Consider the following 13091-nt stretch of genomic DNA (forward strand, 5'->3'; position numbering starts at 1 on the left):
ATTAAAAATCTTATTTATAATACTTGTATACAAGTATACTTGATTAATTAAGAAGGTGAATTTATGGCCGAATCAAGGGAATTTCTATATCCCTCCAAATGGCTTTCAAAGGCCTCTGCTGGTAATCGTGTAACATCCGAGCTTAGAATGCGTATTATTTCCGGCGAGATCGAAAGTGGTACCATATTATCAGAAAATAAATTAGCTGCAGATTTTGCTGTAAGTCGCTCACCCATTCGTGAAGCGTTAAAAATATTGGCATCCGAAAATATCATCCGATTAGAAAGAATGGGTGCCGTTGTTGTTGGGTTAACAGAAAAAGAATATGCAGAAATTTACGATGTACGTTTACTCATCGAAACGTTTGTATTTGAACGGCTTGTAAGGATGGACACGATTGAATTAGTAATGGAACTTAGTAAAATACTAGAAATGATGAAAATTTCCATAAAATACCGAGATGCTGATGAGTTTTCTTATCAGGATGTCCTATTCCACGAAACAATTATTCGGTCCGTCAATCATTCCTACATCCTGATGATCTGGGATAATTTGAAACCTGTGATGGAAAGCTTAATTGTTCTATCCATGCGCAGTCGTTTTAAAGAAAAGTATGAAGACTTTACACGGATCATAAATAATCATCAACTTTATATTGATGCAGTCAAAACAAAAGATCGAGACCTCATGATTAAGTCTTTACATGAAAACTTTGATGATGTTCAAGAGAAAGTAGAAGACCTATGGATGTCGCAACAAATGCTGTCTAAAGGAGTAGTCCAACAAAATGACTAACTATATGTTAGGTATAGATATCGGAACCACAAGTACGAAAGCCGTTTTATTTAGTGAAAAAGGCGAAGTCATCCAACAAGAAAATATCGGGTACCCGCTTTATACACCGGATATGTCGACAGCTGAACAAAATCCAGAAGAGATTTTTCAGGCAGTCCTACAAGCCATTTCGAATACAATGAAACATCATTCACAAAAAAAGCTATCGTTTGTTTCATTTAGCAGTGCCATGCATAGTGTCATTGCCATGGATGAAAATGAGCAGCCGCTGACGCCTTGTATCACATGGGCAGATAATCGTAGTGAAGCATGGGCACATAAAATAAAAAATGAGTTGAATGGCCATGAAGTCTATAAACGAACGGGAACACCGATTCACCCTATGTCACCATTAACTAAAATAGCTTGGATTGTGAATGACCTTCCTGAAACTGCTGTCAAGGTTAAAAAATATATTGGAATTAAAGAATATATTTTTAAAAAGTTCTTTGATCAATATGTTGTCGATTATTCCCTGGCTTCAGCCATGGGCTTGATGAATCTCAAAACACTAGATTGGGATGAAGAAGCATTAAAAATTGCTGGTATAACACCTGCTCAATTATCTGAGCTCGTACCAACAACCAAGATATTTACCAACTGTGATTCAGATTTAGCAAAACAGATTAGGATCGATCCACAAACACCCTTTGTCATTGGTGCCAGCGATGGAGTCCTGTCTAATCTAGGTGTAAATGCGATACGAAAAGGCGAAATTGCCGTCACAATTGGAACAAGCGGTGCCATTCGAACCATTATTGACAAGCCGCATACAGACGAAAAGGGAAGAATATTTTGTTATGCCTTAACGGAAAAGCACTGGGTAATTGGCGGGCCGGTAAACAATGGGGGGATGGTCCTTCGCTGGATTCGTGATGAACTTGCCTCATCAGAAGTAGAAACAGCGAAAAGACTAGGAATTGATCCATATGATGTATTAACCAAGATTGCTGAACGTGTAAGACCAGGAGCTAATGGATTATTATTCCATCCATACCTCGCTGGTGAACGTGCGCCATTATGGAATCCAGACGTACGTGGCTCATTCTTCGGTTTAACGATGTCACATAAGAAAGAACATATGATTCGCGCAGCCCTAGAAGGAGTCATTTACAATTTATACACAGTATTTTTAGCATTAACCGAATGCATGGACGGTCCTGTGACCCGAATTCAAGCTACTGGAGGCTTCGCAAGGTCAGATGTTTGGCGGCAAATGATGTCCGATATATTCGCATCTGAAGTAGTCGTTCCAGAAAGCTACGAAAGTTCTTGTCTAGGTGCTTATATTTTAGGCTTATACGCCACCGGAAAAATCCAATCATTTGAAGTCGTTTCTGAAATGGTTGGCAGTACCAACAAACACACACCAAAAGAAGATGCAACAAAAGAATATAGGCAATTACTGCCGATTTTCATTAACCTATATAGAGTATTAGAAGACGATTATACACGGATTGCCAATTATCAAAGAAGCTTAATAAAACACCAATAAGATAAACAGCAGGAGGAAATTACAATGCCATTAGTTATTGTAGCAATTGGAATTTTAGCATTATTAATTTTAATAATGGGCTTCAAATTAAACACCTTTATTTCATTAATCATTGTATCGTTCGGTGTCGCTTTAGCACTTGGAATGCCATTAGAGGAAATTGTCAAAACCATTGAAGCCGGATTAGGCGGAACACTTGGTCACTTAGCGTTAATCTTTGGACTTGGAGCGATGTTAGGTAAGTTGATCGCTGATTCTGGTGGCGCTCAAAGAATTGCCATGACCCTCGTTAACAAATTTGGTGAAAAAAATATTCAATGGGCGGTCGTAGCTGCTTCATTCATTATCGGTGTGGCGTTATTTTTCGAAGTAGGATTAGTATTATTAATTCCAATCGTGTTTGCCATTTCAAAAGAATTAAAGGTTTCTATCTTATATCTTGGTATTCCGATGGCTGCAGCTTTATCCGTAACACACGGTTTCTTACCTCCACACCCAGGACCTACAGTTATTGCTGGTGAATATGGCGCGGACCTTGGTGAGGTTTTACTTTACGGTTTCATTATTTCAATTCCAACAGTTATTTTAGCTGGACCTGTATTTACTAAGCTTACCAAAAAACTCGTACCTGCATCATTTGAAAAAACTGGTAACATCGCCTCTTTAGGCGAACAAAAAGTATTTAAATTGGAAGACACACCTGGATTTGGTATCAGTGTATTTACGGCAATGCTTCCTGTTATTTTAATGTCTATTGCTACGATTATTACTTTACTACAAAAAACAATGGGATTTGAAGATAATAGCTTACTAGCAGCTATCCGTTTTATTGGTGATGCATCAACTTCCATGTTGATTTCCTTATTAGTTGCTGTCTATACAATGGGATTAGCAAGAAAAATCCCAATCAAAAATGTAATGGAATCTTGTACAACTGCTATTACTCATATTGGGATGATGCTCTTAATCATTGGGGGCGGCGGAGCCTTCAAACAAGTATTGATTAATGGCGGCGTAGGTGACTATGTAGCCGAATTATTCCAAGGAACTTCATTATCACCAATCTTGCTTGCCTGGATCATCGCTGCAATCTTACGTATTTCCTTAGGTTCTGCTACTGTTGCAGCTTTAACAACTGCCGGTTTAGTTATTCCGATGTTAGGACAATCTGACGTTAATCTTGCTTTAGTCGTGCTTGCAACGGGAGCAGGTAGTTTAATAGCTTCACATGTTAATGATGCTGGCTTCTGGATGTTTAAAGAGTATTTTGGCCTAAGCATGAAAGAAACATTTGCAACATGGACATTGCTTGAGACAATCGTTTCTGTAGCTGGATTAGGATTTGTTCTATTACTAAGTTTATTCGTATAAACCAATATTTCCGGGCAGTAGATCCCCCCACTTATTCTCTTAGTATCTTCTAAGTCTATAAGTGAGGGTTTTACTGCCTATTAATCTTAAATAAAAGGAGCAGGAAGAAATGTTCAATACAATTGGTGTCATTGGTTTAGGGGTAATGGGCAGTAATATCGCTTTAAATATGGCTAGTAAAGTGAGCAAGTGGCTGTCTATAATTATACGAGGGATTTAACCGATAAACTTGTTGATATAATTGAAGGTCAATCAATCCATCCCTACTACGAAATTCAAGATTTTGTTCACTCCTTAGAACATCCCAGAAAAATCTTCCTTATGGTCACAGCAAGATTATTTTGGTGCCCATACTTATGAACGAAGTGATTTAACAGGATTCTTTCACACAAACTGGCAGTGATCGATAGTGGTAGTAAAAGATTCATTATTTCTTCATTATACCTGGACTATTTCGTAAGACAGTTCCCCTTATTTTTTGAAGAAGGAACCTTTAAACATCTATGAAATTTAGAATAAAAAAACAGATAGGACAAAACTCTTCTGGAGAATTGGTAAAGTGTCCTTCATACCTGCTTTGAAAGACAAAACTCTTCTTGGGAACCAGTAACATGTCTTTCATCCGGGTTCTGAAGGACAGTAATCTCCATGGAAATACGAAAAGTGTCCTTCATCCAGTACTAATGATAGGGTAGATGTAAATTAATATTAAAAAATCGCATCTATTTATGGTACGGTTCATTTCTGTTGATCCTGAAACTCCGATACACTTGCTCCACTAAAATCAACCGCATTAACTGATGCGGGAATGTCATATTCGAAAATGACAACTTTTCATCTGCACGGTTCAGCACAGTATCACTCAGGCCGAGTGACCCGCCTATGATGAAGGCAATTTTGCTTTTGCCGTATGTGGCAAGTTTGTCGAGATCGGCTGCGAGAGCTTCGGATGATTTCATTTTTCCGTTAATAGCGAGAGCAATGACGTATGTGTCCTGTCCAATTTTTGAAAGGATTCTTTCTCCTTCTTTTTCTTTTACCTGAATCATTTCAGCATCGCTCAGGACTTCTGGCGCTTTTTCGTCAGCTACTTCAATGATGTCCATTTTCGCATAAGCCGAAAGTCGTTTGACGTACTCATCAATGCCTTGTTTTAAGTACTTTTCCTTTAACTTACCGACTGTTATAATAGAGATATTCACAATACAACCCACCTTACAAACAATTTACAAACAGTTTATCCACAGAAGTTATCCACATATCAACACTCTTTCTGTTTATATTTTATCATATCTTACACATGTGAATATCATACTTTCCCTCTCTCCCTCTCTTCTTTTTAACTCATACATCGATAAAAGAATGAATTTTCATACTTTTTTGATAATTTTATATTTTATTACAGAATTTTGTTTCAATATTATTAAAGATCGTTTTCACATAATAAAAAAATTCCCGTTATCAACATGATGATAACGGGAATTTTCTGACTTTATCCACATACCCACAGAATTCATCCACATTTTGTGCCCGAATATTAGTTTCCTACCACATACATGGCTTGATTTTTACAAAACTCACATGAAATCGTTTCTTCTACTTTTTCTATTTTAGGCGCTGTTTCATACTCATCAACAGCAATATCCAAGGCTAACTCGGCATGTTCTAAACAACAATACATCTTTTTTCCCCCATTAAAAATCACTTTCCGCTACTAATTTTAACTCAGTCTGCTGTTGTTTTCCACCGCGATAGTATGTGATAGTGACACTGTCTCCTGCTTTTTTATTGTTATACATATATTTACGCAGTTCAATAACGTCTTTAATTGGTTTACCGTCCAGTTCGGTAATCACGTCGTATTCACGCAGCCCCGCTTCTGCTGCCGGTGATTTGGTGAGAACCTGCTCAATGATGACACCTTCTGTTACCGTTTCAGGAAGTTTGAGTGTTTGCTGCTGATGATACGATGGCAATTCATTGACATTTTGAAGCGTGACGCCCATAGCAGGACGCTTCACTTCTCCAAATGATTCAAGGTCTTCAATGATTGGAAGTGCTGCATCAATTGGAATGGATAGTCCGATCCCTTCAACAGCACTTTCGGCAATTTTCATCGAGTTGATACCGATCACCTGTCCGGCAATGTTAACAAGTGCGCCGCCACTGTTACCCGGGTTAATTGCCGCATCTGTTTGCAATACTTCTGCCTGCCAGTCGTTCACCATGTCACCGTTTAAATCAACAGGAATGGCACGTTCAAGTCCCGAGACGACACCTTGCGTAACGGAGCCGGAAAATTCAAGACCAAGTGGATTTCCGATCGCGATAACCGGTTCACCTATTTTCAATGCTTCCGAATTGCCAAATTCAGCTGTTTTCTCGACATTTTTACCACTGATCGATAAGACAGCAAGATCTGTCCATACATCGCTGCCAATAAGCTTTGCTGGTTCTTTCGTGCCATCCGCAAGCGTTACTTCCAGCTGCTGTGAGCCTTCAATAACGTGGTAGTTCGTGATGATAAATGCTTTATCTCCATCTTTTTTATAAATAACACCGCTTCCTGTACCCGCTTCCTGCGTCGTCGCTTCTGATCCGAAAAAACTCATTGTTTCTTGAATGTTTGTAATGCCGACGACCGTATCTTTCGCTTTATCAACTGCCTTTGTCACGTCTGTTGTCACATTAAGCGAAACTTGTTCTGTTCGGCCAGACGATTGATTTTCAACGACAGTTCGTTCGTCGTTCTGGTAATCCATTATGGATGGAATTGTTGCGACGACCAATGCCGCGCCAATAACAACACCTGCCAGCCCAGATAAAAAATAACCGCCTTTTCCACCCCCCTTATTACGTCCGGTGCGTCCTTCATCATAATAACCCATGTATTCCTCATCCTTTCCACTCGGTTATTGTCTCACCATTCACTTTATCTATTCTGAAAAATTATACGCCTTTGACTAAAAAAAGGACAACTGATAAGGAAGAAAATAAGGTTCAAGCTATTTTGACTACTTACACAAGTTTTTGATCGCTTAGCCATATTTGTGACCAGTCCGCGTCTTTTCTATAACCAAAAAATGTCCCCAGCGCACAAGCTAGGGACGTTTCGTTTAAATCATGGCAAGCGGTGTTGACGTTTTCGGATCGGTATCAAATAAATGAAATTGTTCTCCGACACCAGCGTCTTTCATTTGTAGTGTTTGCGTGACACTCATTTTTGCAAGTTCTTTCATATTATTATCTGTGCTTAAATGCGCCAAATAAATTCGTTTCGTGTTCGGTCCAATGACATCATTCATGGCGAGTGCAGCATCTTCATTCGATACGTGGCCGACATCACTTAAAATGCGCTGTTTAATGTTCCATGGATAGCGGCCCATACGCAGCATTCCGACGTCATGATTACTTTCGAACACATAGGCATCCGCATTTTTGATTAAACCTTTCATTCGGTCACTGACGTAGCCTGTATCTGTAATCAGCACAAGTTTTTTGCTGCTGTGATGAAAAATATAAAACATCGGCTCGGCCGCATCATGTGATACGCCGAATGACTGGATGTCAAGTGCGCCGAATGTTTTCACTGTTTCCATTTCGAATATAAACTTCTGGCTGTCATCAATGGTACCCGTTAATCGGTCCATTGCCCGCCACGTTTTTTCGTTGGCGTATACCGGCAACTTATATTTTCTGGCCAGCACACCTAGTCCTTTAATATGGTCACTATGTTCATGTGTAACAAGAATACCGGAAAGGTCCGCGATCTTCTTGCCGATCGATGAAAATAGTTCCTCCATCTTTTTACCGCTCAATCCCGCGTCCACAAGGAACGATTGACCGTCTGATTCCACAAAAATTGCGTTGCCGGTACTTCCACTTGCAAGCACACTAAATTGCATCGTCATGTATGACCACTCCAGTTAAATTACGACTCTTTTTCCGTTTGATAAATCGATCCGTCAAATGCATTCACATAAATTTCTTCCGTTTTATCATCTTTTTTCAGCTGAAAGTACCATGTCGGCGACAGCACCTGTGCTTCTGTTAGCTGTACGACAGTATAGTAGCCAAGTTCTGCATTGGCAATTTCACTATCCGGCTGAATGAGGCCATTTTTGTATAAGGCATCAATCGCCTGGAAAGCTGGTAAAATCGCTTCTTCTTCACGGTTTTCATCAATGTCTGACAGCATCGTCTGTGTATAACCAATAATGTTGTCAGCATCATCCAACTGCACCGTTAAATAACCACTTCTATTTTTGAACAGTTTTTTATCATCAAACTGTTGATAAAAAATAACTGTTTTTTCATCACGGTTCCGCTTCCAATAGGAATAGCGGTCGCCCTGAAGCACGTTGTTTTTCACGAAAGAGACAATTTTTTCGCGCGTTGCCTTATCCGTGTCATATGGCTTGTCCAGCTCACTAACAACTTCTGTTCCATTGTTAATTGTCATCCTCTGCTTCGTTAAAAAGAAAAACTCTTTTTCAGAGAATATTTTCGGTTTGGCCGTAATAATGGACAGCTCTTCGGCATCAACCGGCATTTTTTCGTATTCAATTCGGTCGGACTGAAGCTTTTCTTCAATTGATGTTTCCTTAATGACTTCAAAACGGGTCGCACTGTATTTGTTAAAAAACATGACTGCTAGAAACAGATCGAGCACAAGGAACACAGCGATAAAAATCGTTTTCGTTTTACTCCAATCCATCGGCCGCTCCCCCTCCACCAGTCACAAGACGCTGCCACGTTCCATTATATTTGTAATACCAGGAAGGCTCAAGCGCTAAAATTTTCGGTGATTCACGCTCAACGGTCATTTCATAACCAACCTGCATATCTGTCAAAAGAGACACATCGATTTCTTGACTGAGCACTTTGCTAATGGCTTCTTCTCCACTTTCAAGCTCAATCGGCGCCTCTGTTTCCGGAAGCGGACTGTCAAGCTGAAGGATAAAAGATGGACGGTTATATTGATAAATACGTTCACGTCCCCAAGTTTGAGATATTTCAGCCATCCCCTCCTCATTAAATACTGGGTAATCATCTAAGAACAACCGGTAACTAATGAACGACGAACCTGGTGTTGTGCTGAACAGCCGGTACTCATCCACCCAGCCATTATGGTCATTGACGAAGCTAATACTTTTATCAATAAGCGTATCAAGCGCCATTTTCTGACCGATTTCATTTGCCAAATTCAAATACGTAATGACACCGGTACTGTGGTTAACACGCATTAAACTTGAACCGTCTGTGTATTCATCACTTCCCAAGCTCGTTCCACGTTTTACGTAACTTGGATCATTAAACAGGGCTTTTTTAAAGGTTTCAGCCTCTATTTGTTCGGGCAAATATTGTGGCCTATATAATACCGGTGCTTCTTTTCTTACAAACAAAAGTGGTCCATTTGGAATTTGATGCGCGATGTATGGTTCAAGATGATCTGATTGTACCAAATAACGCATGTTAAATTCTGCAAGTGATGCGGATTCAATCCGGCTTTTAAATACGAGCCGTTCCTGTACGGAAACGAAGTAAACAGACGCGCTGTTACTTTGCTCTTCCTCTTTAATTACCATCCGGTCAAATACGGCACTCGGGACATCTGATTGATTAAAAGCCAATAAATTTTTAATGGTATTAAACGGAATGGATCCAGAAAAAAATAATTCGACATGAGAATCACCAGTCAACAGTTCATTAAATTCTTGCTCATTCAATAAACTAGAAATATTTTCTGGTTCATAAAATGTCCATGAAGCCATTTCCTCCATGAACCATGTTAACTCTTCTTCTGCCACCGTTCCGTAATGTTGATCCTGCAAATGGGTTACAATTTTAGATGGCTTCAGCAGCGTTGAAATTTTGCGCTGCTGGCCAATGTCTACTTCTGTTACAATTGTATTTGAGCTGTCTTTAATCGTTTCATAAGAAGGCTTGTAGTTCCAGATGCCCCATGTAAACGCCAAGCTTATGAGCACAAGCAGCACGAGGACAGCGAATTTGATTTTTTCATATTTCATACCCAATCATCCTCTTCGGAAAGATCTGCCGGCAATGTAAAGAAAATCGTTGTCCCTTTTTCTTCCACACTCTTCGCCCAAATGTGGCCGTCATGTGCACTAATCAGTTCTTTTGCAATCGCAAGACCAAGACCGGTACCGCCCATTTTCCGCGAACGAGCCCGATCTACACGGTAAAAACGTTCAAAAATGCGCTCAAGGCTCTTTTTCGGAATACCCATTCCTTGATCACTGACGCTTATTTGAATCGTGTCACCATGCTCTTCCACTTTAAATGAAACGAGTCCGCCTTCTGGGGAATATTTCAGCGCATTGGAAATAATATTATCGATGACCTGCGTCAGTTTATCCTGATCGATTGTGACATAAATCGGATAGCGCGGCAGTTTACGCCGGAATGTAACTTCCTGCGATTTCGTCATTTCAAAACGATCAATAATTTTATTGAAAAACTCGATAAAATCGGTATCTTTCTTCGTTAAATTGTATTCGCGGCTGTCGAATTTTGATAATTGCAACAAATCATTCACGAGCCGGATCATCCGCTCCGTCTCTGTCTGTGTCACATCAAGAAAATTCGGTGCAATGTCGGGATCCTGCCATGCCCCATCAGCAAGCGCTTCTAAGTAGCTGCGCATCGTCGTAAGCGGTGTCCGCAGTTCATGTGAAACATTCGTCACGAATTCACGGCGTTCTATTTCAATTTTTTCCTGTTCAGTAATGTCATGTAAAACTGTAATTAACCCATTGACGAAGCCCGTTTCTTTTTGAATAACCGAGAAGTTCGCCCGTAAGATATATGGGCGGTCATGCGTACTATAATCAAGAATGACCGAATCCTGCTCATTTAATAACTCATCAAACGAATAGTCTTCCTCTAAATTTAGCAGAGACACAATCGGCTGTGAAATAATTGTTTCACGTGAAACATTCAGCATTTTTGACGCTGGTTCATTAATTAAAATAACACGGCCACGGCGGTCTGTCGCAATTACTCCATCAGTCATGTGTGACAAAACCGATGACAGCTTACGACGCTCACCTTCTGTTGTCGCTTGCGATTCCTGAAGCCGCTTCGTTAAATTATTGAATGTTACAGCGAGTTCACCAATTTCATCTTGACCATACACTTTTACTTTTCTCGAGAAGTTTCCTTTCCCAAGAGCAACCGCCTGACGCCTCATGTCGGTAATTGGCCTTGTAATGGTTCTCGCTAGTGTAATGCCTAGTATCGCGGTAATAGCTAGCGCTAAAATTGCCGCAGAAAATAGGATTTCATTAATATCATCTAGCTGACTGAAAACGGTTTCGATATCTCCAATTAAGTAAACAGCACCGATCACTTCACTATTTGATAAAATAGGAGACGTCAATACCCAAACACGCTGACCAGTCCGGTCATCAATAAACATATTATCTTCTGTCGCACCAGCAGACAGTGCCCGTTTTATGGCAATCTCGGTCATACGCTGGCCGACGACACCTTGATTATTCGCATCAGATGTACCGATAATCCGGCTCCGTTCATCAACGATACGCACTTCTGTAATATCTCTGGCAGAAAAATCTTCTAAAATACCCCGAATATCCTGCTCAAGTGTATTAGATTCATCATTGCGCTCTTTCAACATTTCTTCACGTAAATTGTACTCCAATAAATTAACACGTTCTTGCAAAGAGGTTTTAAAATTCGTGACAAATTTTTCCTCAAGGGAGTTTACGAAATACACGCTAATAACTTGCATCGCAAATAAAATAAGCAGCACATATGTAAGCACAAATTTCATTTGAATCGAACGAAAAAAACCTACTCCTTTCATCAATGCTACTCCTGCTCAGGATTGCGTAAGTAGTAGCCTACTCCTCTTCGCGTCACAATCCATGAAGGGTGGCTCGGGTTATCTTCAATCTTTTCTCGCAACCTGCGCACAGTGACATCCACTGTCCGGACATCCCCATAATAGTCATATCCCCAAACTGTTTGAAGCAAATGTTCACGTGTCATGACTTGCCCGATATGTTTAGCTAAATAATGGAGTAGTTCAAATTCACGATGCGTTAATTCAATCGTTTCGTCTCGTTTCGAAACAATGTATGCATCCGGATGAATGGTTAGCGCCCCGACCGCAATTTCATTCGTTTCTGCCTGTTCTTCTTCTTGTACAGGCACCGCTTGATGTCGGCGCAAATTCGCTTTCACACGGGCAATGAGTTCACGTGTGGAAAACGGCTTTGTGACGTAATCATCCGCACCAAGTTCAAGACCGAGTACTTTATCAATTTCAGAATCTTTTGCCGTCAGCATAATAATGGGCATTTCATATTTTTTACGTACTTCACGGCATACTTCCATTCCGTCACGGCCTGGAAGCATAATATCTAGTAAAATGATATCCGGATGCATTTCTTCTACCATCTCAACAGCCTGATCTCCATCATATGCACACTGAACGTCGTATCCTTCCTTTTTCAAATTAAACTGCAAAATGTCTGCAATTGGTCTTTCATCGTCTACAACCAATATTTTCTTTTGCATAATATATGTCCCTCGCTTCTTTTTCAATACGTTAAAGATGGCTTCAAATAATACATTTTATCATATTTGCGCCTCTTTTACCTTTTTTAACTTTACCATGAATAGTGTGACTGCGGCATCCCGTTTCTGATCGGTAAACATTTCATAAAGTGGAACTTCACTTCAACCCTGGATCAATTACGCTTTTACGGATAGCTGTTCCTCATCTATCCTTCTTTTTTCGAAGTTTTACAATACATTCTCACTTACTGCCCTTTAATGCGGGATAAAATAATAAAAAGCACCACGGGAGCGAAATCACCGCGATGCTTTTTTTGATGGCTCAGGACGGAATCGAACCGCCGACACAAGGATTTTCAGTCCTTTGCTCTACCGACTGAGCTACTGAGCCTAGATAATTAACGTTCTTTACGTTATCTGTTAAAAACATAGCGGCCGTTGATCATGAAGGACAATTCATAGGTGCGGACGGCCGCTTTTAAGACATAACATTAGGTTAAAGTAAAAATGGCGGTCCGGACGGGACTCGAACCCGCGACCTCCTGCGTGACAGGCAGGCATTCTAACCAACTGAACTACCGGACCAACAATATGTTTACTAGCAACTTTGCTAATAGTATCACATGCCTAAGATACTGACAATACATTTCGAAAAAAATTGTCGAAAAATGCGAACAAAAAGAATATATATTGACAATTTTGCGACTATTTCCAAACGTTACAATACAAATCTCGTCATTTCATGCCTCAATTCATGAACAATCGCATTTAAATACGACTTAATCGACTTAATGTATGAACAAGGGGCACTGAACTCAGCCTA

12 protein-coding genes, 2 tRNA genes and 1 pseudogene are annotated in these 13091 nt (G+C 40.1%); 5 read left to right on the forward strand and 10 right to left on the reverse strand.

Annotated elements, in window-relative coordinates:
- Window positions 1–63 precede the first annotated feature (63 nt).
- The 5 genes and pseudogenes from A3M5_RS0117120 to A3M5_RS26680 all read left to right on the forward strand — a co-directional run bounded on the left by A3M5_RS0117120 (window position 64) and on the right by A3M5_RS26680 (window position 4103).
- Complete coding sequence (locus A3M5_RS0117120) at window positions 64–795, forward strand: GntR family transcriptional regulator (RefSeq protein ID WP_018395019.1); 732 nt, start codon at window positions 64–66, stop codon at window positions 793–795.
- Complete coding sequence (gene gntK / locus A3M5_RS0117125; RefSeq protein WP_018395020.1) at window positions 788–2329, forward strand: gluconokinase; 1542 nt, start codon at window positions 788–790, stop codon at window positions 2327–2329. Before A3M5_RS0117120 ends, gntK begins: the two co-directional genes overlap by 8 nt.
- Window positions 2330–2353: 24 nt before the next feature.
- Window positions 2354–3700 (forward strand): GntP family permease, encoded by a 1347-nt coding sequence (locus A3M5_RS0117130; RefSeq protein ID WP_018395021.1) that lies wholly within the window; start codon window positions 2354–2356, stop codon window positions 3698–3700.
- A gap of 109 nt (window positions 3701–3809) precedes the next feature.
- Window positions 3810–4033 (forward strand): annotated as a pseudogene (locus A3M5_RS24910) (NAD(P)-binding domain-containing protein); the annotation flags it as partial.
- Entirely contained in the window at window positions 4002–4103 is a 102-nt protein-coding gene (locus tag A3M5_RS26680) for a hypothetical protein (RefSeq protein WP_155894783.1), read from the forward strand. The pseudogene A3M5_RS24910 and the gene A3M5_RS26680, both read left to right, overlap by 32 nt.
- Before the next feature lie 319 nt (window positions 4104–4422).
- Here A3M5_RS26680 and rlmH read toward each other — a convergent pair whose 3' ends face one another.
- The 10 genes from rlmH to A3M5_RS0117185 all read right to left on the reverse strand — a co-directional run bounded on the left by rlmH (window position 4423) and on the right by A3M5_RS0117185 (window position 12853).
- Window positions 4423–4902: a 23S rRNA (pseudouridine(1915)-N(3))-methyltransferase RlmH gene (rlmH, locus tag A3M5_RS0117140; RefSeq protein WP_018395022.1), complete on the reverse strand. Its 480-nt coding sequence runs from the start codon at window positions 4900–4902 to the stop codon at window positions 4423–4425.
- Window positions 4903–5237: 335 nt separating this feature from the next.
- Entirely contained in the window at window positions 5238–5381 is a 144-nt protein-coding gene (locus A3M5_RS24105; RefSeq protein WP_018395023.1) for a CxxH/CxxC protein, read from the reverse strand.
- Window positions 5382–5394: 13 nt separating this feature from the next.
- A complete protein-coding gene (locus A3M5_RS0117150; protein WP_018395024.1) occupies window positions 5395–6588 on the reverse strand; it encodes a S1C family serine protease in 1194 nt (397 codons plus the stop codon).
- A 228-nt stretch (window positions 6589–6816) separates the two neighbouring features.
- On the reverse strand, window positions 6817–7611 hold the full coding sequence (gene yycJ, locus A3M5_RS0117155) for an exodeoxyribonuclease YycJ (RefSeq protein WP_018395025.1): 795 nt from the start codon (window positions 7609–7611) through the stop codon (window positions 6817–6819).
- A 20-nt stretch (window positions 7612–7631) separates the two neighbouring features.
- Window positions 7632–8417, reverse strand: coding sequence for a two-component system regulatory protein YycI (locus A3M5_RS0117160; RefSeq protein ID WP_018395026.1), 786 nt, complete (start codon window positions 8415–8417; stop codon window positions 7632–7634).
- Entirely contained in the window at window positions 8404–9732 is a 1329-nt protein-coding gene (locus tag A3M5_RS0117165) for a YycH family regulatory protein (RefSeq protein ID WP_018395027.1), read from the reverse strand. Before A3M5_RS0117165 ends, A3M5_RS0117160 begins: the two co-directional genes overlap by 14 nt.
- The gene (gene walK / locus A3M5_RS0117170) at window positions 9729–11552 is read right to left on the reverse strand and encodes a cell wall metabolism sensor histidine kinase WalK (protein ID WP_018395028.1); all 1824 of its coding nucleotides are present in this window, start codon (window positions 11550–11552) and stop codon (window positions 9729–9731) included. Before walK ends, A3M5_RS0117165 begins: the two co-directional genes overlap by 4 nt.
- A gap of 5 nt (window positions 11553–11557) precedes the next feature.
- Window positions 11558–12268, reverse strand: coding sequence for a response regulator YycF (yycF, locus tag A3M5_RS0117175; protein WP_018395029.1), 711 nt, complete (start codon window positions 12266–12268; stop codon window positions 11558–11560).
- A 318-nt stretch (window positions 12269–12586) separates the two neighbouring features.
- Window positions 12587–12659 (reverse strand) — tRNA-Phe (locus A3M5_RS0117180).
- 117 nt (window positions 12660–12776) lie between these two features.
- Window positions 12777–12853, reverse strand: a tRNA-Asp gene (locus tag A3M5_RS0117185).
- Window positions 12854–13091: the final 238 nt, after the last annotated feature.

Origin of the sequence: Bacillus sp. 37MA (genome assembly GCF_000372765.1) — a bacterium.
GTDB lineage: Bacteria > Bacillota > Bacilli > Bacillales > Domibacillaceae > Domibacillus > Domibacillus aminovorans.